This is a genomic window from Desulfovibrio sp., from assembly GCF_047607245.1.
Classification (GTDB): Bacteria; Desulfobacterota; Desulfovibrionia; order Desulfovibrionales; family Desulfovibrionaceae; genus Desulfovibrio.
On record NZ_JASGDK010000048.1, the window covers coordinates 1 to 25,825 of the forward strand.

Sequence of the window (25,825 nt, forward strand, 5' to 3'; positions counted from 1 at the left end):
CAGGAAAAGGAGCGTGCATGTTGTAGCTACGCAAGCCCGCTTCTATATGCCCACAGGGAATCCCCCTGTAAAATGCGCACAGGGATGCGGCCATAACTGTTGTGGTGTCGCCCTGCACCAAAACGATGTCGGGCAAATACCGGGCAAGAACGCCATCAATCGAGGTCATCAACTGGGCTGAAAGCTGGGCCAGACTCTGGTTGGCCGTCATGAGGTCAAGGTTGATGTCGGGCTCCAGTGCAAAGTCTCCCAGGGTCTGCATCAACATTTCCCGGTGCTGCCCGGTGGACAGGAGCGTGACCTCAAACAGATCATCCCGCTCACGCAGAGCCTTTACCACAGGCGCCATTTTTATGGCTTCAGGGCGTGTGCCCACAAAAACAAGAATTTTATGTTTCACAGCTGCTCACCGGCAATAAGTGCGCGAAATCAGAACGGAATGTAAAAAAAGATTCTGGGTAGTATATGCGATCCTTATCCGGGTTCAATTCCTCAATCACAAAAGGCCGCTCAGGCTCAAAGGGGTATGTTTTATTATCAATGGCATCCTGAAGGATTTTCTGGTCGGCAAGATGCCCATAAATATCATTGTGGGCATAGGTTTTGAGCTTAAACAGCATTTGGTCAACCGTCAGTTGCCATGAAAAATGGCATCCTGCCATGAGGGGAAGCCGCCTTCCTTCATACCGCCACTTATGCGGATGTGGCCGATGCTTGTAATAGCCTGCATAGGCTGCCGTTGGAGCCCAGAAGGTTTCATCACGCCACAGATAATTCATCCTGTAAAAAAACTGGTGCAGAGGCAAAAGCAATGGAGCGTCAGGCCGTAGCAGGGCAAAAATCAATGGATAAATTTTGCGGTAGATAACTTCATCCGCATCCGCAGCAATGACGATATCCTCATCGCGCAAATCCACATAATTTTCAAAAGAATCCCACAACACGTTCTCATTTTCGTGCATCTGACTTCCATCACGGCTCTCAGTGCAATCAACAACTTCATTGGCCAGATCCGCCTTGATATATAAAATTTTTTGGCGAAGATTTTGTGGGATATTTGGAATAAATTTTTCAAAAATAAATTCGTGCGGCGCGCCCACATGAGTTCTGTTGCCCTCAACAATAATAAATGTATCTACATAGGGCAAACTCTCAAGCAGATTCATCTTTATGAAAGGAAGCTCCTGTGGCGCATAGAACGTTGTTTTGAAATAGACTTTTCCATAAGGGCGAGCAACGCTGGGTGTACGTTCAGCAGCGGCCCCGCACCTCTGCAAAAAAGAGAGTCGACGAAGACTTTGCCAGACCTTGAAGAACGAAATCTCCAACGATGCAGCACAGGACACTATTTTTTGCTGGCCGCTATGCTGCGCACAATATTTTTCAACTCCAAAGGCTTCTTCCGGGCTGGCCACGAGGTGGCGCATGGCAAGTGACTTCAGTGTTTTAATGTTATGATATAATGCTTTCAACATGAAAAAATCCTTATTAGTGACTCTCATGAGTTTCCAAGCTGAAAACTGACGCTATTTCTGTTTTTCTGAATTGCCCCCGAAAAAAACACTCCGTAAAAAGCTTTGCGTCCTGGCACATATTTTTCTGAATATTGGCCTGAAGACATATAATATATCTTCTTTCACCATCGTCTTATATGCTTGATACTTTGATTTTTTTTCAACCTCTGTCAGATAGCGCAGTCTGAAATAATTCATGGCTGCCATCTTGGCAGAACGGCTTAAGCTATGCGGCTTTTTCCCACAAAAATGGAGCACGGCAGGTGGAAGGGCTTTCTTTTCTGTCAACGCCTGCGGAGAATAGCTTTCACGCAGTTTTTTTTCGCTATGGTCAACAGGAATAACCTGATACTGCTGACTGACAACGTTCAGCCCCAATTTTTGCGCTGAATAAAAGACCAAAAAATTCCACATGCCCATATCAGCCGGGTAAAAAATACTGTCATCCATCTGCTGCAGGGCGTATGTCTGTTTGTACAGCTCCAGATCCAGCGCCCCCCGCCTGGCAAAAAAAGTTCCGTTGCACGCGTAACTGTCGCGATAGGCAACGTAATTGAAGTCTGGGTAGTGGCACAGCAGTTTGTCTGGATCAAAAAACCATCGGCGAATTTCAGCATCAGAATACGAATACTGACGATCAACAATAAAATCATAATCCAGGCTTTTGACTATTTCCAACAAATTGCCCCACGCCAAGGTGTCCGCATCCAGATAAAGAAATCTCTCAAAAGGGCTTTCCCACAGCAGGGCCATCTTGGTATGGCCCCAGCCACGACAGTGTTTGCGCAGCCAAGGATCCCGCAAGTCATTGTTGGACATGACCGTTACGCCAGGTATGCGAGTGGCGGAGGAAAAAACGCCCGTGTCGCCATCGACAAACAGGCAAATAGGCACTTCGCCCCAAAAATGTCGAATACTGCAAACGCAAGCCCTGGCGTAATGAGCATCAGATGCACAACAGGTTATTACAATGCCAAAATCACTCACAGCTTTTCCTTATATGTGGCTGGATGTTGGCATGTTTTGCACACGGCCATAATACTCTTAAGAGCAGTGACAATGCCTCACATCAGCATACGAAATTTTTTTATTATATCAGAGCCGACAAGCCTACTCAAGGCTTTGGTGATGTACCAAAGCGCACACAAAAAAATCCCTTCAGCCTGGCCGCAAACATTATGAATCGGTAGCGGGCGGTCGCAGCCCCTTCCATAGGCATTCGCAGCAACGGATAAGCAATGTTGAACAACTGAAACCACAGGGGAAGATGATGTTTGTGCAACAAATACATGCGGCCAATGGCATATGATGATATTTTTTGGATATTTGCCTTTGCCGCCAACACATCAACCTCATTGTGGCGCACATGAACCGAAGGTACGTGCATTACAGTCAACCCCGCTTCAATCGCCCGCAGCAAATAGTCTGTGTCTTCTCCACACCCGTACGGCAGGCCTGTTCCCGGACCGATACGCGGATCAAAAAGACCTATGCGTTCTACGGCTTGTTTTCTAAAAAAATGCACATACGTCTCGCCCCGTCTGAAAACAGAATACCGGGTTCCCAGATAGGCAGTGTGATGCGCAGAATCCCTGCGACTGCCAGGAGCGGACCAGCTGCCCTGAATAGCATGCACATGCAAACGAGTTGTAAAAAAAGCTTGCACCTCGTACAGGGTGTCAGGTTCGTAGCAGCAGTCATCATCGGGAAAGGCGACATACCTGCCTGTAGCAAGAGGCAGCAGAGCATTACGCGCTTGTGAAACTCCCTTGTTGGGAACCTGTATAACCTTGATACGCAAAAATTGTGCATAGTCGTCAATGATCGGTTGCAAAAATCCCGGCGAATTCTGGTCGGCAACGAGTATCTCGAATGCATCCGTGGGAATCGTCTGTTGCCGCAGACTATCAAAAAGTTTTTCCAGTGGTTCTTTGCGATTAATGGTGGCGATCAATAGAGAAAACATCGGGCGACTATTGCCGTCAAGCGCAGTGTTGGGCAGGCGCATGGCTGGTGGCAAAGGCTGATGCGATGTCCAAACTGGTGGCTTGCCCGACAGTTTGCGGTAAAAGTCTGCGCAGGTGACCGCTAGGCCAGCTCCGCAAACCTTGTTCAACAGGTTGAAGACATAAGAGAAGAGCAAGCGCTTCCACAACGCCCGACGACTGCAACCAGAAAAAAAACGCCGGGACACACGCAGGGCCTCACGGTTTCGTTTGACCATGCCAGCCAGATTACCGCTTACGCCGCCAAGGCTCATGCAGACCACAGCGGGGATATCAAGATAAACGAGATTGCCTGGGGTTAAGGTGCGGCAAAGAAAGTCATAATCCCCTGTAATGCGCAATGAGGCGTCAAAGCGGTTTGCAGTAAAAAGTCTGCGCCTGTGAAACAGCCCCTGATGGGGCAGCGGCATGCCCACGGGCAGGTCGCGTTCAAGATCTCGGGAAGGGAAAAGAGTATCCACAGCAAAGCTTTGCTCATTAACCAGAGTGACAGGGGCTGACGCAAAGTCAACGTGACCCTGGAGCTCAACCAAGGACTTCAGTGTTGTCTCCAAATGCTGTGTTGAACAAATAAAGTCATCCGCACCCAAAAATAGTACCCAAGAGCCCTGTACCGCACCATTCTTGTTAAACACCTGATTCCAAGCATCATAAATGCCTACATCGGGCTGACTTATGAGGCGGATGGGAAGTTTTGAGGCGTAGGATTTTATAATCTCCTGGGTTCCGTCAGTCGAGACGCAATCCTTGATGATAATTTCAATATTTGCGGTATTGCAAGGCAGAAAGGAGTTAAGGCAGCGTTCAATAGTTGATGCAGCATTGTGGGTGGCTATAACCACTGAAAGGATCGGTAAAAGATGGCTCATGAGTATCCCGAATCATTTTTAACTTGTGCTTTGTCCCATCTAGGTTGACTTGGCGACAAACTAGACTCAGTCAACGGCGTAAACAGGGTATATATATTATCTGGGCCGTCAAGTAGGCTACGCTTTCATCAAGAGCTGCTGCTCTTTGCTGACAACACCGGCCAGATTAATAGGTCAAAAAAACAGACGCATAGTTCATACCCATAGTGGGGCTCTATGACGAAAGTACCACGGGCACGCTATTCACAGAAATTGAAGCAGCAAGCCGTTACAGTTATTGAAGACGGTTCCGGCGTAACGAAAATAGAACGCAGCCTGTCGCCCCTCTTGAACCCCCTGGCGAATGGGATACGCAGCAAAGGATCGCATCCAAGCCGCCTGCAGCTTCGCCATGGCCCCTCAAAATCACCTCTCCGCCTCTTTGCCCCCTACATAAAGATCCCAAGGGCGGTTTTTTGTCTGGTGCCTATACTGGGCACAAGCAAAAAAAAGAGTCGTTACAAGCTGTTGCTTATAACGACCCTTAAAACATGGTGCCGAAGGGGAGACTCGAACTCCCATGCCGTTGCCAGCACTAGACCCTGAACCTAGCGTGTCTACCAATTCCACCACTTCGGCGCGAAGATTGATTTACCCGAACGGGCACCCCTTGGCAAGCTTTTTTTGCCTATTGAGCAAAAAATTATGTTTTTGCGGCTTACTAGAAAAAAATAGTCCGTAACCGCCAGTACACATACCCGCTGCGAAGCACCGCACCCAACCCAGATACCTCCAGCCGCTGGCTGTTTCCCATCAGGATACGCAATCTTGGCGCATTGCTTTTTAGGTTGTGAATCCGTACCGCACCTGCTTGCCGCCACGCGCAAACGCATAGCAGTTCATCAGACGCAGCAGGACATACAAATTTTCGACACCCAGAGCAGATTAACAATATGAGTCTACGTTCTCAAATAGGATGCGATCGTTATGGCGTTTACCGCTACTAGTCAATAACGCTGTTTCCCTCGCTACCGCCGTTGCTAGCAAAGAACACGGGCGGCGACTGCTACTGTGATAATCAAACTTTTTCATTACGCATAATGCCTCCATCCGTGGCTTCGGGGTAGCAATTGTTGGCAGACCATACGGATGCCCGTTGCGACTGAATAGAACAAGTCGCGTCGCTACTTGAACTGCCTCCATCCGCGCTTTCTGCAATGACCGTTGGCCGAAAGCTGTACGTATGGCGACAGCGACCGAACAGAGCAAGCCGTATTGCTACTCATACTGCAGCCATCTGTGGCTTCACGATAACCATTGGCCGAAGGGCGAGCGGGTGGCGACAGCGACTGCGTGGAACAAACTGAATTGTTCAGCAGGTTGTCTTAAACGTAGATTCCTGCGCCACAAGCATTCAAACCCGCACTACAACGCCTCAAACCATAAACCCTGCGAAGGAACAGCTAATGCCTGAGTCACGCGATTCAAGCCCACGCCACGACATCCCAAACATCTGCAGCAACATTGTCCTGTTCCGCAAGATTATTCCCCTCGAAATTAAGACTAGCCCCGCGTCATCACATGAAGCGGCCCTAACGCCTCAACGGCATGCGTCTGCTTGTGCAGCGCCTCCAGAGCATTTTCAGGGTAAAACCACTCCGGGGAGCGCCCCGCGTTCCGCCGCAAACGAGGCTCCAAAACAGGCAAGGGCTTTCCGGCAGAAACATATCCTGCTGGAAAGCCCTGATCACAATGTATCTCTGTGTGCTAGAAGGGCCAGACGTTGTCCATAAGCCTCGTGAACCAGCCGGGCTTCTGCTTGTCGGCCAGTACGCCGCGTCCGTAGTATTCGATGCTGGCGTCGGCGATCTGGGTTGAAAGCACGCTGTTGTCTGCGCTTACGTCCTTGGTACGGACCATGCCGCGCACCACCATATACTCTGTTTCTTCGTTGACGCGGATTTCACGTGCGCCCTCAATCTGTAGCAGTCCGCCCGGCAACACGCGAAGCACCCGCGCGGCCAAAGAGGTTGTGACGTAGTTTTCACGCTTGGTCTTGCCAGTGGCTGAAAGGTCGCTGGTTGAAGTAGTGGACAAAGCCGGAACTCCTACCTTGCTGGTGGGGCCTACGTTCAGAAAAGGAATAAACCCGCTTGACGTCTGCCCGAAGAGCGCGCCCACCTGATAATCGTTTGCCCCGCCCTTTTTCGCCGTGGTTTCAGCCTTGTTCTGGGCCTTGGTGTTTTCCACCAGTTTGACCACCACTATATCCCCTACCCTGCGGGCGCGGCTGTCAGAAAAAAGCGTGTCCTGTTCGCTGGCTGCGAAAAGCGAACCGGGATTGTTGGCCGCGTTGGTTTCCTGCCTGTACTCCTGTGGATCGGTGACAGGTGGCTGCAAGGCCGGATGTTTACGCGGCCCGCCGCCGCAGGCGGCGCACAGGGCGAAAACCAGCGCCAGAACGGGTATGATGTGACGTGCCTGCATATGCTCCTCTCCTTCAATAACTGCATTTGGCCGCAGGGGCGGCTGAACGCCTAGTGTATTTCTACCGTATTGCCGTTTTTGACAACGCCGAAGACCTGTTTTTTGGTCTGCAAGTTCCGCAACGGGATGGTGGCTCCGGGTTCACCGTCAGCCATAGCTTGCGCCTGTGTGGCAATTTTCAGATTGCCACGGGAATATACAAGTGAAACCACATCGCCGCGCTTTACCATATGCTGATTGGCCAGGTCGCTCTGCAAAATCGTGTCGCCCGCGTTTATACTTCGGGCAAGTTGCCAGGGGCCGCCGTGCCCGTCCCAGGGCAAATCACGCAACTGCCCGGCGTTGACGCGCATAAAGGTCACGCTCTGGGCTGTCAGGGCATCGCCCTTGTTCATCGACTGGGCCGCCGTGGGAACAGTAAGCCACAAGGAAAGTGTTGCAGTGCCTGCCACCCGCCGCAGCACAGAGCCATCTGCTTCCTGTACGGCAAAGCGCAAGGGCACGCGCCCGGGAGTCAGCTTGCCCGGTTCAAGCTGTACTCGTTGCTGGCTGTGAGCTAGAAAAATATATTCCGGCAACCGAAAATCTGTAAGCTCCGCTTCGCCTGGCATGGCCGCCAATTGCGGGGTCAAGCTTTTGACAACATAGTTGCGCAAATCGTCTTCGCGAAAGACCAAACCGCCGCGCTGGATCACAAGAGAGGTCGGCAAAATGCACCGGCTCGCCACATCCTGTCCCAAGGCCTGCCGTAATGCCTGCGACAACCGGGAGCGGTTGATCTGCAGCGGTTTGCCTTCTTCGGGCGGCGCGTCCCATAGGGGGGTAGCGCGCAACGCGTCCCACTGCGCCTGCTCAATGTGCCCAAGGGGTATGGCGATATCGCCCAACAGCACCATATTGGTATTGGTGACAGCCGCCGGAACAATCTTAAGTCGCCAGTCGCCCTGCTCCAGCAGGCTCAAATTTCCTTCCTGAGCCAAGGGCACAGCATTGGCGGCCAGTTGAGAACTGGTTTTGGCGGCTCTGGCGTCGTGGGCTTCCGGGTCAAGGGGCATTTGTCCAGCCCGAACCTGGGGAGGCCGCAGCTGTGTTTTCACCTGTACGGGCGAGCGTCTGTGGTTACGGTCATTATCCTGCCATACGGCCTGCGGTACGCCGCCTGCCGCCAGCACAGGCTCGGCCCGCCACAGGCAGGCCAGCATCAATGCCAGCAGAAGAGCGAACAACACGAACCAGATCAGCCTGACATGTCGTGCTGCCCCGGGCATTTCTGCCGCTCCTGATAATTGTACCGCCAGTAGCCTCATGATTCTGTTACCGTCCTAGCTGCGCTTGAGCTGAACCGCGATGCCAAGCATGGAGTCCGAAGTCTGGATGGACTTGGAGTTGACCTCATAAGCACGCTGGCCAACGATCATGTTGACCATTTCGTCCACCACTTCCACGTTGGACATTTCCAGAAAGCCCTGCGCCAGGGTGCCCACATTTTCCGTGCCGGGCACGCCTTCAACAGCGTCGCCAGAGGCTTCTGTGGGCGTGAAAAGGTTGCGCCCGCGAGCATCGAGCCCGGCGGAGTTGATGAAGGTATAAAGCGGAATTTCCGCCCCGGCCAGTTCCTGCCCCTGCGAGTCGAGAGCAGCGATATGACCGGACGAGGATATGGAAATGTTCTTGGTTTCAGCGGGTACGGCAAATTCCGGCTGGAGGATATAGCCATTGGCCGTTACCACCGTACCATCCTGATTCAACTTGAAGGAACCGGCGCGGGTGTACATAAGCTCGCCGTTCACATCCACCTGAAAAAAACCGTCGCCTTCAATGGCTACGTCCAGCGTGTTGCCGGTGTTCTGAAAGTCGCCCTGGGTGAAAAACTTGTGCACAGCCGTGGGGCGCGTGCCCATACCCACCTGAATGCCCACAGGCAAACGGTTGTCGCCTTCAGTAATAGACCCGGCCATACGCATGGTCTGGTACATGAGATCTTCAAATTCCGCGCGGCTTTTTTTGAAGCCCGTGGTGTTGACGTTGGCCAGGTTGTTGGAAATGACGTCAATATTGAGTTGCTGCGCCACCATGCCGGTGGCTCCAGTCCAAAGGGAACGCATCATGGGAAATACTCCTTGTTTCAGCCTTTGCTGTCAGCTCTAGCCCTGACGGCGGCCCACTTTTTCCGTGGCGGCGCGGTCCAGCGTATCCGAGGTCTGCATGACCTTCTGATAGGCTTCAAACTGACGCTGCACCTCAATCATGTTCACCATTTCCGGAACCACTTCCACGTTGGCAGCTTCGGTAAAGCCCTGCTCAATGCGGCTGCCGTCCAGATAGGCATTGCCTTCCGCCACCTGCACATTCTCGCGCGGGCGGTAAAGGTTGTTGCCCATTTTTTCAAGATTCTGCGGGTTATCTACATTGACCAGGGCGATCTGCCCCAGCACATCATTATCAGCAATGACCTGTCCGTCGCCGCTCACCTGAATATGCCGCGTACCTGGCGGGATAGTAATGTTTCCGCCGCCCTGCGCCTGCACCGGATAGCCCTGCGGCGTCATGATGGTGCCGTTTTCTGACAGCACAAAAGCGCCGTTACGGGTGAGAAATTCTCCCGTGGGCGTAGCCACCCGGAAAAAGGCGTTCTCACCGTTGATGGCCATATCCAGCGAGTTGCCCGAGTACTGCATGGACCCCTGGGCAAAATCGATCTTTGACACCGCCAACCGTACCCTTGAGGCATTGAGCGGCTCGGGGAACAACGGGTCCGACTTGAGGTTCAAAAGTGGTTCCCGGATTTCGTCAAAGGCATAGCTGACCATGGTATCCTTGAAGGCCACGGTATCTCGCTTGTACCCTCGCGTATTGGCATTCGCCAAATTATTGGCGATATAATTCATGCGGTGCTCTGTGCTGAGTGCGGCAAAAAGTCCGCTAAACATGCCAGCTTGCATGTGCTTCTCCTTGGTTGGTGGGCGCGCTGAAGCGGGTGCGCGGCCATCTCGTCCTCGAGCCCTATGGCCCGTGCCAAAAGCTTTGCAAAGTACGGGCCAAAAAAAGCCCGTCGCACATGCGAACCTATGGAGGTGAAGCGCCTGAGATCAGATAAGCCTAGAAAATGTCTGCCTGATTTTCTCCCTTTCTTACACAAACGCGCACTACGAAATGCTTGGACTATAATTCTATTCAACCGTTGCGGCAAAAAAATTCACGACTAAAGGCAGCAGAAATACTTAGCGTTAAGCAAGTATTTCGAAATGAAATATTCATACTGCTGCAAGGAAATAAATGACTTCAAAAAAACAAAAGCCATGTGTACGGGAGCATACACATGGCTTTTGCATTGACCCGGGGATGGATGCCGGGCACTGGCGTCACAAATAACGTGCGTCAGGGGTTTATGTCTTGAGGTTACTTCATAGCGGCAACCTTTACCGAAGGTAATTATCCAACTGTCCAGTTTTCAATAACGCCTGTATTAACGGCCCTTGATGGTCAAAATAAGCATGGCAATACCACCAACGACGGCGCAGCCCACAAGATACAGCAGTCCCCCAAAGTAACTTCCGGTGACCGAGATCAGAAACCCGATGGCTAAAGGAGCAAGGGCAGAAAAGCCGTTGCCCACACCATTCATAACGCCAGCGGCCGTGGAAATGCCCTCACCTGGTACGATGTCCTGCATCAGGGTCCAGGCGGTAGGACCGCCAAGGCCAATAAAACCAATACCTATAGACAGAAAAATGGCAGAGGTCATGTTGTCTTCAGCCGTTGCCCCAAAATACACACCGAGACCAACACCAATCATGGCCACAAGAATAATGGGAGCTCTTCGCCCAAGTTTGTCGGCAAGAATACCAGACAAAATTTTGGTTACCACGCCCAGAATCCAGGGCAAAGATGAAAGAGCGCCCATAGCAGCCCATGAAAAACCGCGGGCTTCTTTGAGATATGACGGCAGCCATGTCATCGAACCCCAAAGAACCGATGTATGGACCACATAGTACACAACAATAAGCCAAAACTGATAGTTACCTATAAAGGATTTAAGCCCTTCTTTAAATGTCGCCTTGCCCAGGGCCTGCTTGGCTTTTTCCGCAGCAAGCCCATCTTCGATAAGACGCAGCTCCGCCTCATTAATACGCTTGCTTTGCTGCGGCGTATCCGAAGTGTGAAACCAAATAAGATATAACGGAATCAGCCCCATAGCCAGCAGGACAAAGAAACTTTCACGCCAGCCTGAGATATGGATGAGCCATGTAAAGAAAGGCATGGCGATGGCCGGAGCGAGAGCCATGCCCGTCTGCCACACGGCATTGGCCTTACCGCGTTCATAAGGAGGAAACCACTCTTTGATAAACTTGCTTTGCATTGGAAAGTGCATGCCCTCGCCAAGTCCGAGCATTACACGCGATACCAGCATGGTGGTAAACACGCTGGCCAAACCGCCAACTACGAGGGAAATGCCCCATATCACAATTGAAAGAGACATGGCCTTGCGGGGGCCAAGTATATCGCCGAGGGGGCTCAGAATCACGTTACCGACCCCATAAGCGGCCAGAAACAACGTCATCAGAAGCCCTTTCTGTACAGAATCACCTGTAATGCCCATCGCCTCTAAAAATCCCGGATCAACTACCAGAATGGAGACGTTAACGCGGTCAATATAAGAGAAAAATACCACCGCAAGCAAAATGCCCGCAAGCAGCTGCCTTTGATGTGTTGGTTTTTCCACATTAGAAACGTTTTCACTTGTCGCGACTGACATAGTAAGACACTCCTTTACCGAAACTTACGCGTCTTTGAACAGCAACCATGAAGCGACACACGCCAATGACCAAGCACAGCGGTTTTTGCGGACCCTAAGTGCCCACTCTGTCAGATGACGTCGTTCATGCCCGCCCTGTCATCCGGGAGCTTTTGCCGCCCCCGGCAAAAGCTCCCGGAACGCCTGCAGGCCGTGGCTAACCAAATGCAGGCGCATCCAACGAAACAGTTTTACATGTATTTTTTGGATCGGCTCACGGTAATGGTTTCGCAACGCTTGATGGTTTCAGGAGTTAATTCCTGACCAATACCAGGCTTGTCAGGCACTGCGTACCGACCGTTGACGGGCTGATAATCGTACAAGCAGGTTTCACGGCTTTCCATGTTAAGGGCCCGCTGATGGTGCTCATGAATGATAAAGTTGGGTATAACGGCTTCAATCTGAAGTGCTGCAGCCTTGGATATGGGGCTGCCGCAAACATGAATTTGCACGGCGCAATCGTAAGTATGCCCCATGTCACAAATTTTCTTTGCTTCGGTCAGGCCGCCGCACAGGCATATATCTGGCTGGATAACGTGCAAGGCGCGTTTTTCGAAAAATGGACGGTAGCCGTAACGCGTGTAGATACGCTCGCCAGAGGCTATTGGGATATTTACATTATTTTTGATCTCCACCATAGATTCCACATTGAGCGGATGGCAGGGTTCTTCATAATAGAAAATACGCAGATCTTCGAGGGCGCGACCGATCTGGATGGCCGAAATCGTGTCTGTATTGGAATGATTTTCAATAATAATATCCAGATCATCGCCACCGGCCTTGCGCATTGCGGCAATGCGGTCGTAGACGGTCTTGATGACCTTGTGTTCCAGAGGGCCGGTGATCTTCCAAGGTCCCTTACCGTCAGTCTGGTTACTGAAAATCATAGGGTCGACCTTGATGGCATCATAGCCCTCAGCCATAGCTACCCGCGTAACTTCAGCGTATTCTTCAGGCTCAATAAGGCGCTGCTTGGAAAGATTGGTGCCCCAGTTGAATTGCAGCTGACTGGCATAGGTACGCAAGTTGTCGTTTGTTTTGCCGCCCATAAGCTGCCAAACAGGCAAACCCAGCGCCTTGCCCTTGATATCCCACAGGGCGATATCAATACCGCTCATGCCTGCATTAACAACAGTGCCCCCGCCCATGCCCCAGAAAGTTGTACGGAAAATCATCTCCCATATTTTTTCTATCTGCATGGGATCTTCGCCGATGATGACTTCGGCAAAATCCTGAACCATGCCGACTCCGGCACGCCATCCCTTACCGTAGGCAAGGCCCACTTCGCCAAACCCGCTGATGCCTTCGTCTGTATTGATGCGTACAATCACGGGACGCCAATCGCCTCGTGAAGCTCCGGCATTTCCGCTAGGAACCTGCATAACATCTACACTGACAATCTTCATTGCGAGCATCCTTTCTCACTGATGTGAGCGTTACAAGTTAAATATACATCTATATATTTATTATGAATCACTTAAACTTATCTCAATATATTTTTATAGTATCTTTCTTTCTCTAAACATATAAATAGACACTGCTCCAATTATCAGACCTGCCGCCGCTGCCACAAAGACCATTCTATAGGCATCTGCTCCATAGCTACCGCCATCTGTCTTACCACAAAGGGCAAGAATCCAACCCAAAACGTATTGGAAAAATGCGGCTCCAAAAGCCAGCAACATGTTCAGCGCGCCGATGGAGGTGCCTGCAAAAGCAGGATGGGAAATTTCTTTGGCACAAGCGAAACAGGAGACAAAAAACCCGCCAGAAATGCCAAAGTAAAGAAACAGAAGATAGAGCACACCTGTTGGCATGCTGCTGGTGAACAGTATGAAAGGAATATAGGCCAACAGATGCAAAACACATCCGTAGAGCAACACGCTCCGGCGAGACCGCAAAACCTTGTCGGAAAGATACCCGCTGAGGGGGCAGCCGATGGTCATTCCAATGGGAAAGAACATGAGTACTGCAGCGGCAGCCTGGCGCGACAACCCATAAACATCCTGCAGATAAGGCCCAGCCCACAGGGCCCCCACGCCCATGAAGGTGCCGTAATACATAAATGAAAGCAGGCTGAGCAGGCAAAAATTCCTGTTCGTCAGCAAGGTCCCCAGCGCTTTAAAAACCGTAGGCCTTTCAGACTCCACGGCAATGTCTTGGGGCACAGGGCTGAACCCAAGTTCACTCGGTGTATTGCGGATAAGGAGATAAGAAACACCCCCCATAACCAATGTGTACCACCCCATCCCCACAAAGGTTTCGCGCCATCCAAACTGGGCTATAAGCAGAACGAGCGGCGCGGTGGAAAGCAATGCTCCCACATTGCCCACTGCGAGCAACGCTCCGGAGCAAGTGGCAAGTTCATCCTTTTTGTACCAGTCAGAAAAAATTTTCATGGCAGCAATATAAACGGCGCTCACACCAAGGCCGATACAAAAGCGGCCGCCACCCAGCAAAGCTACGCTGTCTGCTGCCGCAAAAAGCAGCGTTCCGCCGGCTGCAACACACAAAAATACAGCAATTGTTTTACGCGCCCCAATTGCATCAGTCAGCAAGCCGGAAGGAATGCATGCAAGGGCATAAGCCCAAAAGTACATGGAACCGACAATCCCCAAATCTGTGGAAGAAATTTTCAGGTCTTCCATAAGAACAGGGCCTATTACTGCTGTAGACGATCTGTGAAAGTATGATATTATATAACTTAGTGAAATTACTATAAAAATTAGAGCCCTGTAGCGACGCATTGCTCGTTCGCAAGTGCCCCATTTGGTATCATTAGCGATACTGGAATTCTGGCATTCCACCTTGGACAAAAAAAACACGCCTATTTACCTCTTCCGTTTGTGGAATTCCGGAATTCCATGAGCTTCAAAAAAAACACCCTACCCGTTTTCAACCATAATTTCATGATGCGTAGGCAATACACGCAGATGTTCACGCATCAGTAGCCCGGCCTTTTCACTGTTTTGCTCCGCCACGGCCTGAAGAATTCCACGGTGCTGCTCAATGGCCAAATCCAGCTGCGCTTTTTCACGCAGTGTTTCAAGGCGCGAACTGCGCAACAATTCGAGCAGAAAATCATTCACCTTCACAAGAACTTCATTGTGCGAAGCCCGAACAAGCGCCCCGTGAAATCTCAGCGATGCCTCGGCCACGTTATCCCCATGCCCGCCCCTGGCTTCCATTTCAGCCAAGGCTCCAGCAGCTTCTGCTAAATCTTCATCAGTGCGGCGCGTCGCAGCCAAGGTGGCGGCTTGTACTTCTATACCTTCCCGCGCTTCCTGAATGTCATTAATACCATCCTGAGCGGGAAGAACCATAAACCCGATGCAGTTAATTATGTGGTGCAGGTCAATGTTTTTTACGCAAAATCCCTTTCCCCTGACAAAACACACTACACCAAGAAATTCCAAAATTTTCAGAGCCTGGGTAACAGGCATGCGGCTCACATCAAAAAGTGCCGCCAATTCACGCTCGGAAGGAAGATACTCGCCTTCTTTTACGTAGCCATTAAGAATCCATAAGCGGATCTTTTCAAGAACCTGAATATACAAGACCCCGGAGTTTTGATCCGAGAGTTTGTTCAGTTTTCTGCATTCTTCAGGAATTGAGATCATTGCTTACCTTGATGGGATTTTTTCTTTCACTAAGCCATGTGAGGCAGCTCGTCAAGTGGAATTCCAGAATTCTGGAATTCTAATTTTATTATCACCCTGTCATAAAAGATAATATTTCTCATCCAGCTCTTATTGTTTTCTAAAAGAGTTTTGCCAAAGGAATTTTCAGTCGAAAAATCCTTTGGCAAAATTTGGTAAATCGCAGTTATCAACTCGTCAGCCTGACTCTAATATTGCCTTATGCGAGCCAGGTAACTGAAGCATCCTTGCGCACGGGGCGAACCTTGGCCTTGAAGAGCGGGTAGCCCATCATCTGTGCGGCAAAACCCATTTCATCAGGCCCAATACCAAGAAAATCTCGCACAGGCTGCGCCGCTGGGTGCTCAAAGGCCATGCAGAGGTAGCCCCCCCAACAGCAGCCTATACCCTGCGCCTGCGCCAGCAATTCCAGATAGGTTGCGGCAATGACCGCATCCGCCTGTCCCCAGCGCCACTTGGGGGCCACAACAACTGCCAGCTGGGGCGCAGTGCGGGTAATGACATCAACACCCCGCTCCCAGGCGCGCACAAGGCCGCTGGCATGCATCGACTCGTCTACTTCAGGGTCGACCTGGGGCAAAAGACGCATCCAGTCCACCACCAGTTCCGCAAGCTTCAGCACCTGCTCGCGCGATTCCAGCACGATCCAGCGCAGATTTTGTGAGTTCTTCGCTGTAGGAGCAAACCGCGCCGCGGCAAGAAGACGCTCGAACTGCTCTCTGGAAATATTTTTGTTTTTGAAATTGCGAACAGACCGGCGCGAAAACACCAGTTCTTCAGTCTGCTCCGCCGTAGGCATCTGCTCTGGTTGCCTCGGCTGACAATCTTTCTGGTCAAGACCGGGGGCTGAACAGGCCTGCGTGGGACAAAACGCCATACACTGCCCACAGCCTATGCAATAGACCGCCTTATGCTTGTCCAAAGTGGGATAGGAACCAACTTCAGCGTCAATAATATGCACTGGACACACCAGAGCGCAGATGCCGTCTTTGCGGCACAAATCATGATCAACGGTAAATACGTTCATATTCTTCTCCGATGGCAATGCCTTTTTGCGGCTTGCCCTTGTATGCAAAAAGCCTCTTGCACCAGCAAGAGGCCCAGACAACATCGTAACAAAAAGAATTTCCCCGTTATATCCTGAAGCAGATCAGCGTTGAAATTGACTATAATTTCAAACTGGCTTTTGGCAGAAAACGCGGTTTCAGCCAAATCCATCACGCATTGCGGCGGACGGCTCGGTCTGCTCGCCGCCGGGCATTGCAACATTTTCAGCGTTGAAATGCTTCTGAGAATAAACCTTTTATGCTGGAAGTGTATTCTTGTACTACTCAACCGAAATAAAAGGTGAAGCTCGACGGAGAGATAACAGGAAAGACCCTTTGGACGACACTGTCCAAAAAATGCTGGATGGCAGATTCGCCCTACATGCCCAGCTGACTGAGCATGTCGTCAATGGCGCTCTGCGAGACGCCGTCTTTGTCCGGCCCTTTGAGGCTGTCGCCCTTTTTGCGCTGCTGACGAAAATCTTCGACAGCCTGCCGGGCCTCGGTCTGAAGAGATGCCGCATTCTTTTGCGGATCTTTTTCCGCCCCATCCATGATGAGCCCAGACGAGATATAAAGCTCCACCACGGTATTTTCTATCTTGTTCAGCGCCGTCACTACACGTTTGATGCGCTGCCCTGTGATGTCCTGAAAGCTCAGGTCCGTCAGCAGGCCGGTAAGATCATCACCCAACCGGGCATTATTTTCCTCAAGCATGGAAATCTGAACCTGAGACGCATTGCCCTCGCGCACAGCCGCCAGCAGTTCTGCATTCTGGGCCTGCAAATCAAGATGACGTTCCACGACTTCCATGATGGACATCGTTGCGCTTTCCGTAGCCTTGAGTACTTCTGCCAGCTGGGCCGTTGCTTCATGAAAGAGCGCATCCGTGCCGGAATCAGCCAGAGGCTTGTTCTGGGAGGCAGTGGAAATCTGCTGATAGATATCCTTGAGTCCCTCGCGCATGTCCGCGCTCAACTGCCTGTACACGGTGGGTTCGGCCTTTTCGTCGCTCATGCATGTGCCTTTGCGCCAGGGGCGCTGTTGAAAAGACGGCAATAAAGTACCGCCGCGCCAAACTGCGGCGCGGCGGTACAGGGGAGCTTACTTGTTGGTCTTGAGGAAGGTCTTGGCGCGCGCCGCCTCGGGCGAATTGGGGTACTTCTTGATAAGCTCTTCCAGGCGGGCCTTTGAAGCCGCGCCCTGATTGAGCTTGCTGAAGCTGATGCCCTGCTTGAGGTAGGCTCCGGGAGCACTGTTGGACTTGGGATAGTCTTTGATAACCTTGTCATAGGCCAGGGCTGCGTCCGCAAACTGATTGCGCTGGAAGTAGCATTCGGCCATATAGAACTGCGCTTCAGGAGCCAGGTTATGGTTCTTGTAGTTTTTCAGAAAGTCTGAAAAAGAGCGCTGGGCCTCGTCATACTTACGGGCATTATAGGCATTGACGCCAGCATCAAAGAGCGCCAGCGAAATATCCTTTTGCGGGGCCTGCACCTGAGGCTGGGGCGAAGGCTGCCCCCAGTTGCTGCCGTCGGGAGCCTGGGCAGGAACATGCGCGGAATTTGCGGCGGCCGCCTGACCGCCGTAAGGCTGCACGCCTTCAGGCACGGCAGCGGCATACGCGGTAGAGCCCGCAGCCACAGACCCGGCGGCTCCAGCCTGGCCATAGGCAGGCTGCCCATAATTGGGCGTCTGCAGTGCCGTCTGGGTAGAAGGCGCCTGACTCACAGGTGCGACCGGAGTGGCAGCCCCTGGTTCACCAAGGTTCAGATTCAGCGCCATGCTGCGTTCCACCTGGCGCAGAGCCTCGTCATGCCGATTCACACGATCCACAAGGGCACGCGCGCCGCCAGCATTGTTGAGGTCATCCATCTGCCCTTTCATTGTGTTCAGTTCCTGACGCAGGGCCTGAATCTGATTCCAGGCATCTGCCTGCGAAGGCTGCATTTGACGCAACTGCACATCGTGCTGCTGCACTTGCTGTTCAAGGCTGAGGCTGCCCCCGCTGGAGCTGCCGCCGGATACGCAGGCGCTCAGCGGCAGAGCAGCGCAAGCCAGCGTTACAAGGTACAATGTACGGAATGTGCGCATAATATCCTCTTTTTCAAATTTGCACTTTTCCCAGGGCTTTTTTGCGCCCTGTGAAAATATAGATGATACCGCCGATAACCGGCAAAAAAACCACCAGCACGAGCCACAGTGCCCGTTGCTGGGGCGTGGGAAACTCATGCCCCCAGATGTGGATTATACTCCACAGCGTAGGAAGCATAGGAATCATGACCAAAGCCACATGCCACCAGTGAAACATCATGCGGCACTTCCCCCTTTGCCGGAGGCTTTTCCGGCTTTGCTGCCTTTATTGTCCCCGGCTTTTTTCGGCGACTGACGCCACATGATAAAGCAAGCCAGGGCAGCCCCCACAAAAATGGCCGAATCTGCCACATTAAAGGCAGGCCAGTGCCAGTCGCCCCAGTAGACATCCAGAAAGTCCACCACCGCCCGAAAACGGATGCGGTCTATCAGATTCCCCAGAGCGCCGCCCATAACCAGCCCCAGCCCCGCAAAGAGCCAGGGTTCCTCATCCGAGTTGCGAACAAGCATGATTATGGCCCACGCGGCCACCACTGTGGCCCCAAGGAACAGCCAGAACTGCCACTCAATGTCGGAACGGTTCAAGAAACCAAAGGCCGCTCCGCGGTTACGTATGTTGATCAGGTCAAACAGGCCTTCAATGACCGGCACGGACCGGTGCTCCGGTATGGTCTGCATGACAATATACTTGCTCAGCTGATCGAGCGCCAGTGCCAACAGGGCCATACCCCCGAGAATGCGGTAACGTCTGCGCATGATCCTCAGGATTCCATACCTTTGATAACCGCTGTGCAACGCGGGCACAAGGCGGGGTGCTCGGGGTCAGTGCCAAGATCGGTGCTGTAAATCCAGCAGCGTTCGCATTTTTCGCCTCGCGCCTTTTCAACGCCGATGGCAAGCCCCGCGATTTCTTCATCCTGATACGCCGCCTGCGGGGCGCGGTCCAAAGCTTCCAGTTGCAGCTGGGACACAATGCACACCGCCCGCAGGTCGGTGTGCAGCCCTTCCAGCCGCTGACGCAGTTCGTCAGCCACAAAGAGGGTGATGCGCGTGTCCAGCGAATGCCCGATGATACCTTCACGCCGCATGGGCTCGATGGCCTTTGTTACAGCGCCGCGCACGGCCAGCAGCACGTTCCAGTCGTCGCGCGTGCCTTCGTCAAAAAGGTAGGGCGCTGCTTCCAGAGCAGGCAGGGCAAACACCGTGGGTTCGGGACCACGCAGGCTTTCAGGCAGATGACTGAAGATTTCTTCAGCCGTGAAGGACAGCACCGGAGCCATATCGCGCAGCAACAGACACAGAATGTGCCACAGGGCGGTCTGGGCTGAACGGCGCTCTTCGCTGGCCGGGGCCGAAGCGTAGAGACGGTCTTTGAGAATATCCAGATACACGGACGAAAGGTCGGTGACGCAATAGTTATGCAGGGTATGGTAGACCTTGTGGAAATCAAAATCCATATAAGCCTGCTGCACACGCTCGTGCACGCGTCCGGCCACGTCCAGGGCAAAGCGGTCCAGAGGTTCCAGCTTGTCCAGAGGCAGCAGATCCTGAGCGGAAATATCGTTCAGGTTGCCGAGGATAAAACGGCAGGTATTACGGATACGGCGATAAGCATCCACCAGACGGCCAAGAATTTCGTCCGAAATGCGGATGTCTTCGCGGTATTCCACCGAGGACACCCACAAGCGCACGATTTCAGCGCCGAACTTTTCAATAAGTTCCTGGGGCGCAATGACGTTGCCGATGGATTTGGACATCTTGCGGCCATCGCCGTCCACCACATAGCCGTGCGTGAGCACGGAGCGGTACGGGGCGCAGTTGCGCGTACCTTCACTGACCAGAAGCGAACTGTGGAACCAGCCACGGTGCTGGTCTGATCCTTCCAGATAAAGATCAGCCGGAAAGCCCAGTTCAGGACGCTTTTCGAGCACGGCGGCAAAGCTTGTGCCGGAGTCGAACCACACGTCCAGAATGTCGGTTTCACGCTTCCAGTGGTTGCCGCCGCAGTGCGGGCAGGCAAGCCCCTCGGGCACGATGTCTTTCAGTTCGGCTTCGTACCAGTAGTCGCAGCCAGTGGGGTGATTGGCAAAACGCGCGGCCATTTCGTGCATCCAGGCCGGGTCGTTCCAGGCCTCGCCGCAGTCTTCACACAGCAGGGCCATGATGGGCACGCCCCACTGCCGCTGACGCGAGATGCACCAGTCAGGCCGGAATTCCACCATATTGTGTATGCGTTCGCGGCCCCATGCGGGAATCCAGCGAACCTCGTCGTCAATAGCCTTGAGGGCGCGGCCACGCAGGTCGTTCTTTTCCATGCTGATAAACCACTGGGTAGTGGCGCGGAAAATGACGGGCTCTTTGCAGCGCCAGCAGTGCGGGTACGAATGCTTGATCTTGGATTTTTGCAGCAGTGCGCCAACTTCTTCAAGCTTTTCGATAACCTTGGGGTTAGCTTCAAAAACATTCAACCCCGCAAAAAATTCCACGCTGGGCAAAAAACGGCCTGCATCGTCCATTGGCGAATAGACTTCCAGCCCGTACTTGAGGCCCACGTCATAGTCTTCGCGACCGTGGCCGGGCGCGGTGTGCACGCAGCCCGTGCCTGCTTCCAGAGTTACATGCTGGCCAAGAATAACCAGTGAATCCCTGTCATAGAAGGGATGGCGGGCTTTAAGACCTTCAAGCTTCGCGCCGGGAGCGCGGTCCAGAATAGTGTAGTCGCTCCAGCCAAATGCGGCCGCGCAGGATTCCAGCAGCTCTTCGGCAAGAATATACTGGCTGCCAGCGGCTTCCACCAGAACGTAGGTGAATTCGGGGTGCAGGCAGACGCCCATATTGTCGGGAAGGGTCCAGGGCGTTGTGGTCCAGATCACCACGTAGGCGCGCGACGGATCAGCGGCGGCAAAAACCTTTTTCAGGCCCTCGTCAGACAAGGGAAAACGCACATAAACGGAGGGCGAGGTGTGGTCATAGTATTCCACCTCCGCCTCGGCCAAGGCCGTGTGGCAGGAGCAGCACCAGTAAATGGGCTTTTTGGAACGAACCACGCCGCCCGTGGCCACAAAATTGGCCAGTTCGTCAGCTGTGGCGGCTTCATAGGCAGGCTTCATGCTCATGTAGGGATCTTCCCAGTTGCCGAGCACGCCCAGTCGCTTGAATTCCTTGCGCTGCACGTCAATCCACTTTGAAGCGTATTCACGGCAGAGCTTGCGCACCACATGGGCCGGAAGGGTTTTCTTCTTTTCCTTGAGTTCCTGCTCAACCTTGTGCTCGATGGGCAGGCCGTGGCAGTCCCAGCCGGGCACATAGCGCGACGTATAGCCCGCCATATTGCGGGATTTGACGATAATATCCTTGAGAATCTTGTTCAGCGCCGTGCCCATGTGAATGTGCCCGTTGGCGTAAGGCGGGCCGTCATGCAGGATGTAGCTCCCCTTGCTGCCCGAAGCTTCCACCATAATGCCACAGGCATTCATAGCTTCCCACTTCTTGAGGGTTTCCGGCTCGCGCTGGGCCAGATTGGCCTTCATCGGAAAGGCGGTTTGGGGCAAATTCAGCGTTTTCTTATAATCACTCATTGGGGCTCCCGGCACTGATGTCGCAAGAAAAATATGTAATAAGCGGTGAGAAAAATCACTGTAGTTTGGGCAAAGAGACGCTTAAAGTCAAGGATTCGCAAGCCCTCGCGCTTCCGTTCTTATCTGCGCAGACAAGCAAAACTTACTCCAATAAAAAGATCTTCCGCCGCAGCTGCTTGCCTACGCCCGTCAGGGCTGATAAGCTGTATCTTATCCATCTTGCGGCAATTCATGACCACTTCAGGACTTGCCGAAACTGCTATGATGTTTATTTGCCTGACAAGAGGTAACTATGTGTCTTGCCATTCCCGCCCGTATTGAAGAATTGTTTGGTGAAGGTATGGCCCGCGTGCGCGTGGGTGAAAGTTCAACGTATTTGAACGCTTCTGTCATGCTTTTGCCCGAAGAACCCAATATTGGGGACTATGTTATCGTGCATGCGGGCTTTGCCCTGCACACAATGACCCCCACGGAAGCAGAAGAAAGTCTTTCTGCCTTGCGCGAAATGGCCAAGGCTCTGGACGACGGCCCACCGCAGTTCTAGCAGTAAGCTTTTTCTACCAGCCTTGCACTTTCCAGTCAGTTGAGTGTGACTTTAGCACGGGATGCTAACGACAAGGACACTGGCTTACTGAAATAGCGCAATAAAAACTGCCATACATTTTAAAAAGTCCCCTGAACTACAGGGGACTTTTTTTATATGTAGCGCTAAAGCATAATAGGAACGGGCCTGTGCAAAATGGCCTTGAATGATAGACACTGAAACCAATACAGCACACCAAATTCATAAACATCAATATAAATAGTATACCACTGAAATTATAAATAAATTTTATTAAAAAACATTATCATCAACAGCGTCACCATTGTGATTATTTCTCAAAAATATTTATCAAGTAAAAAATGAACACCAATAACGTTGATAATTCTATATAATATATTAGAATACTGCTCTGTGAAAATATTAATCCAAACAGTTTTATGTTGCGTTTGAATTCATAATTTAAAATTAAATCACAGAATCGCCTTGATATGCAATATTTAACGTATTCTACTATTAATATAAACTAAAACGGCATTCACTCTTGCCATATAACCATTCAAAAGGAATTTAACCTTGGACATACCACGCATATTCAACATCACTGAAAGTGCTCACCGTATTCATAATCCCTATACACCGGAGAAGCTTGCTACTCTGGGTGCGGCGTTGCGCCTGAAACCGGGAGATCATGTACTCGACCTTGGTAGTGGCTCGGGCGAAATGCTGTGTACTTGGGCACGGGATTACGGAATCACCGGAACTGGCATTGACATGAGCCAGCTGTTTTTCAAACAGGCAGAACTACGTGCAGACGAACTTGGAGTTGTTGATAAAATCAGGTTTATACACGGTGATGCTGCTGGCTACATCGCCGACAAAAAGGTTGATGTGGCAGCCTGTGTCGGCGCCACATGGATCGGCGGTGGCGTTGCGGGTACCATTAAGCTTCTTGCACAGAGCCTTCGCACCGGGGGAATCATCCTCATTGGCGAACCCTACTGGCTCCAACTGCCGCCCACAGAAACCATTGCCAAAGGGTGCCTTGCCAACGCAATCGCTGATTTTTGCACGCTTCCTGAACTTGTCGCGTCTTTTGGTGAACTCAACTACGATGTTGTAGAGATGGTGCTGGCCGATCAGGACGGCTGGGACAGATACGAAGCCGCAAAATGGCTGACCATGCGGCGATGGCTTGAGGACAACCCGAACGACGAATTTTCAAAAGAAGTTCGCGACCTGTTGACTACGGAGCCCAAACGCTACGTTACCTATACCCGCGACTATCTGGGCTGGGGCGCGTTTGCCCTGATGGCGCGACAGGAGTGACATTTATATGCCACTGCTGATTGCCCCGGCGCCAAGCGATAGTGCAAAAGGGGTATGGCATAGTATGGCCTGCCATTGTCTGGCCTTAAGTTTAATTGCCCACGCCAGCAATATAGAATTGGGTTTAGTTTATTGCGCGAAGGCGGTCGCTTTACACAAAGGATGCACCAAGCGCCATATTCTTCAAACTTCTGCGGCGTGAAATTGCAACGTACCAGCAAGGAAAGCCCGTCAGGGCAGTATAGACGCACAGAGTTTGAAGGCATTTCTTGCGTGTATTTCATGCGCAAAAGATCAAAAACTATCAGGCGGTTTTTCATGTAACGGGCGCAAAACCCTCTACATGAAAAAAACGCCTTAGCGTTACATACGGCCAGTATACCCACACGAATCGCTGTTTGCCATCAATCATTTCTTGACGCGACTCGCAAAACCTCCGGCAAATATCGTACATTGTCAGCCCAAATGTTGTGCCAACCAGATGGTGTGGCCGCCACAACTTTGATCTTCGACCACATGCTCCACCAGTGCAAAGCCGTGTGAAGCCAGCAGAGTGCCATACTCCGTTGCGTCAAGGCTGGCGTGGTACAACTCCTCCCCCTGAAATTCACCAATGGCTTCGCCATAGCAGGGGCCAGAGGTAAACATCAGTGCCGCGCCAGGTGCAGCATGACGCTTAAATACGACGAACATGCCCCGCTGATCATCAGGCGGAAGATGGAAGAAGCTGTCCCAGGCCAGAATGCCATTGAACACCTTGCTCACCTTGCAGTGCCTCATGTCGCCAAGAAGCCATTCTTGACCAGGAAACCGCGCTTTGCACAAATCCAACATTGGTGATGATCCGTCGACGCCGGTCACGCGATAGCCGTTTGCAATGCAATAGGCTGCCAACGGCTCTCCCGAACCGCAGCCCAAATCCAGAATATTCGCCTTGCAGCCTGCTATGGCAAAAAATTTGCCCATCCACGCCTGTTCGAACAGTTTTTTGCCCCTAGTCCGGTCAAAATAGTCAGCATGCCGCTCATAAAGAGAAGTAATGTTTTCCCATGATGGATGAATCTTGTCTGAATTCACGTGTGTAACCTCAAGGTCTCGTGCCTCTTTTGCCCAATGTCGTTTTTTTCCTGCCAAGTCATTGTGCTGTCTTAACAGAATGTCACTGCGAAATTGCCATCAACCTGAGCAGCCGCCCTCAGGCGCTGGACTACCAGGCACGCCTTACAGCTGGCCGCAAACTTGGTCCTGTGTTTCTTTCTGGCAATCGCCTGATTGCATCTGATATTTTGCAGCATGCCATATCAGTGTAGATGTAACATTGCCAACGGCGCGCATCAAGTAACCTCACGATTTGGTCATACAAAGAGACTGCCCTAAAATCATTCCCTAAGGACTTTATTTGGCAAAGATAACCACGCCAGCCATCAGGAACTCGTGTTTGCTGATCAAGTGCTATTACCTCAATTAGCTAATAAATCGTTGGGTTTTAGTTTTGGCTAGCCACACACCACGCAGATCTTCTTCACCAGCCAATGATCACTCGGGAGTTGCATCGCGTGTCGCAGCAACGAAGAAGGTTAAGGGATGCATGTGACAGTAGCCTGCTAGAGAAGGAAGGAATTTAGGGATTGTCAGATGTCGGGCATCCTAGCAGAAATGACACTGGTCAGAGCAAGAGGGGAAAGAGGTTGTAGAGGTAAGACGGAGGGGTTTAGGAAAGGACTCGTTGAGGTTCAAAGTTGTCCAGACGCCAGAACAGCAACAGCGCTTAGCTCAGCAGTCAGGCAGTGATGGAGGGGATATTGGGGTGATGATGAGGAGGATGGTGAGGCAAGAAGTAGAGAGGAGGAGCATAGGGTACGTTTTGTTCAGGGGCCAGAACAGTAAAAAGCCCTTCGCGCTTTAGCAGCGAAGGGCTTTTTAAAAGA

General features: G+C 51.9%; 21 protein-coding genes, 1 tRNA gene and 1 pseudogene. 2 read left to right on the forward strand and 21 right to left on the reverse strand.

The features are described 5' to 3' along the window. The 20 genes and pseudogenes from QM579_RS03600 to ileS all read right to left on the reverse strand — a co-directional run. Positions 1–400 (reverse strand): UDP-N-acetylglucosamine 2-epimerase (locus QM579_RS03600; RefSeq protein ID WP_414997849.1); only part of this gene is annotated, 400 nt, incomplete at its 3' end. Continuing rightward, positions 390–1,475: a hypothetical protein gene (locus QM579_RS03605; protein ID WP_414997850.1), complete on the reverse strand. Its 1,086-nt coding sequence runs from the start codon at positions 1,473–1,475 to the stop codon at positions 390–392. The genes QM579_RS03600 and QM579_RS03605, both read right to left, overlap by 11 nt. Positions 1,476–1,526: 51 nt before the next feature. Continuing rightward, the gene (locus QM579_RS03610) at positions 1,527–2,501 is read right to left on the reverse strand and encodes a hypothetical protein (protein ID WP_414997851.1); all 975 of its coding nucleotides are present in this window, start codon (positions 2,499–2,501) and stop codon (positions 1,527–1,529) included. 127 nt (positions 2,502–2,628) lie between these two features. Beyond that, positions 2,629–3,657 carry a glycosyltransferase family 2 protein gene (locus QM579_RS03615; protein ID WP_414997864.1) on the reverse strand — a complete coding sequence of 343 codons (1,029 nt, stop codon included), beginning with the start codon at positions 3,655–3,657 and terminating at the stop codon, positions 2,629–2,631. Between the two features lie 399 nt (positions 3,658–4,056). Beyond that, positions 4,057–4,389: pseudogene (locus tag QM579_RS03620) on the reverse strand (glycosyltransferase); the annotation flags it as partial. Positions 4,390–4,920: 531 nt separating this feature from the next. Continuing rightward, a tRNA-Leu gene (locus QM579_RS03625) sits at positions 4,921–5,007 on the reverse strand. Positions 5,008–6,135: 1,128 nt separating this feature from the next. Continuing rightward, complete coding sequence (locus tag QM579_RS03630; RefSeq protein ID WP_414997852.1) at positions 6,136–6,855, reverse strand: flagellar basal body L-ring protein FlgH; 720 nt, start codon at positions 6,853–6,855, stop codon at positions 6,136–6,138. Positions 6,856–6,905: 50 nt separating this feature from the next. Beyond that, positions 6,906–8,123, reverse strand: a complete 1,218-nt coding sequence (gene flgA / locus QM579_RS03635; protein WP_414997853.1) for a flagellar basal body P-ring formation chaperone FlgA — start codon at positions 8,121–8,123, stop codon at positions 6,906–6,908. A 54-nt stretch (positions 8,124–8,177) separates the two neighbouring features. Continuing rightward, positions 8,178–8,963 carry a flagellar basal-body rod protein FlgG gene (flgG, locus tag QM579_RS03640; protein WP_183722425.1) on the reverse strand — a complete coding sequence of 262 codons (786 nt, stop codon included), beginning with the start codon at positions 8,961–8,963 and terminating at the stop codon, positions 8,178–8,180. Between the two features lie 36 nt (positions 8,964–8,999). Then, positions 9,000–9,797 carry a flagellar hook-basal body protein gene (locus QM579_RS03645; protein ID WP_183722422.1) on the reverse strand — a complete coding sequence of 266 codons (798 nt, stop codon included), beginning with the start codon at positions 9,795–9,797 and terminating at the stop codon, positions 9,000–9,002. A gap of 524 nt (positions 9,798–10,321) precedes the next feature. After that, a complete protein-coding gene (locus tag QM579_RS03650; protein ID WP_414997854.1) occupies positions 10,322–11,611 on the reverse strand; it encodes an MFS transporter in 1,290 nt (429 codons plus the stop codon). 230 nt (positions 11,612–11,841) lie between these two features. Further along, positions 11,842–13,056: a mandelate racemase/muconate lactonizing enzyme family protein gene (locus tag QM579_RS03655; protein WP_414997855.1), complete on the reverse strand. Its 1,215-nt coding sequence runs from the start codon at positions 13,054–13,056 to the stop codon at positions 11,842–11,844. A 93-nt stretch (positions 13,057–13,149) separates the two neighbouring features. Then, positions 13,150–14,457, reverse strand: coding sequence for an MFS transporter (locus tag QM579_RS03660; RefSeq protein ID WP_414997865.1), 1,308 nt, complete (start codon positions 14,455–14,457; stop codon positions 13,150–13,152). Between the two features lie 78 nt (positions 14,458–14,535). Beyond that, positions 14,536–15,270: a FadR/GntR family transcriptional regulator gene (locus QM579_RS03665; protein ID WP_414997856.1), complete on the reverse strand. Its 735-nt coding sequence runs from the start codon at positions 15,268–15,270 to the stop codon at positions 14,536–14,538. Positions 15,271–15,508: 238 nt separating this feature from the next. Continuing rightward, the gene (locus QM579_RS03670) at positions 15,509–16,336 is read right to left on the reverse strand and encodes a nitroreductase family protein (RefSeq protein ID WP_414997857.1); all 828 of its coding nucleotides are present in this window, start codon (positions 16,334–16,336) and stop codon (positions 15,509–15,511) included. 397 nt (positions 16,337–16,733) lie between these two features. After that, on the reverse strand, positions 16,734–17,372 hold the full coding sequence (locus tag QM579_RS03675; RefSeq protein WP_414997858.1) for a protein phosphatase CheZ: 639 nt from the start codon (positions 17,370–17,372) through the stop codon (positions 16,734–16,736). Between the two features lie 87 nt (positions 17,373–17,459). Beyond that, complete coding sequence (gene ybgF / locus QM579_RS03680) at positions 17,460–18,449, reverse strand: tol-pal system protein YbgF (RefSeq protein ID WP_414997859.1); 990 nt, start codon at positions 18,447–18,449, stop codon at positions 17,460–17,462. 13 nt (positions 18,450–18,462) lie between these two features. Next, entirely contained in the window at positions 18,463–18,669 is a 207-nt protein-coding gene (locus QM579_RS03685; RefSeq protein WP_183722410.1) for a PLDc N-terminal domain-containing protein, read from the reverse strand. Further along, on the reverse strand, positions 18,666–19,208 hold the full coding sequence (gene lspA / locus QM579_RS03690; RefSeq protein WP_414997866.1) for a signal peptidase II: 543 nt from the start codon (positions 19,206–19,208) through the stop codon (positions 18,666–18,668). The genes QM579_RS03685 and lspA overlap by 4 nt, the downstream gene beginning before the upstream one ends. A 2-nt stretch (positions 19,209–19,210) precedes the next feature. After that, positions 19,211–22,027 (reverse strand): isoleucine--tRNA ligase, encoded by a 2,817-nt coding sequence (gene ileS / locus QM579_RS03695; RefSeq protein WP_414997860.1) that lies wholly within the window; start codon positions 22,025–22,027, stop codon positions 19,211–19,213. 292 nt (positions 22,028–22,319) lie between these two features. Between ileS and QM579_RS03700 the strand changes: the two genes are divergently transcribed. Together QM579_RS03700 and QM579_RS03705 are read left to right on the forward strand one after the other, a co-directional pair. Further along, entirely contained in the window at positions 22,320–22,571 is a 252-nt protein-coding gene (locus QM579_RS03700) for a HypC/HybG/HupF family hydrogenase formation chaperone (protein ID WP_414997861.1), read from the forward strand. 573 nt (positions 22,572–23,144) lie between these two features. Further along, positions 23,145–23,897, forward strand: a complete 753-nt coding sequence (locus QM579_RS03705; protein ID WP_414997862.1) for an SAM-dependent methyltransferase — start codon at positions 23,145–23,147, stop codon at positions 23,895–23,897. Between the two features lie 456 nt (positions 23,898–24,353). Here the strand turns inward: QM579_RS03705 and QM579_RS03710 are convergent, their stop codons facing one another. Continuing rightward, positions 24,354–24,974, reverse strand: coding sequence for a methyltransferase domain-containing protein (locus QM579_RS03710; RefSeq protein WP_414997863.1), 621 nt, complete (start codon positions 24,972–24,974; stop codon positions 24,354–24,356). Positions 24,975–25,825: the final 851 nt, after the last annotated feature.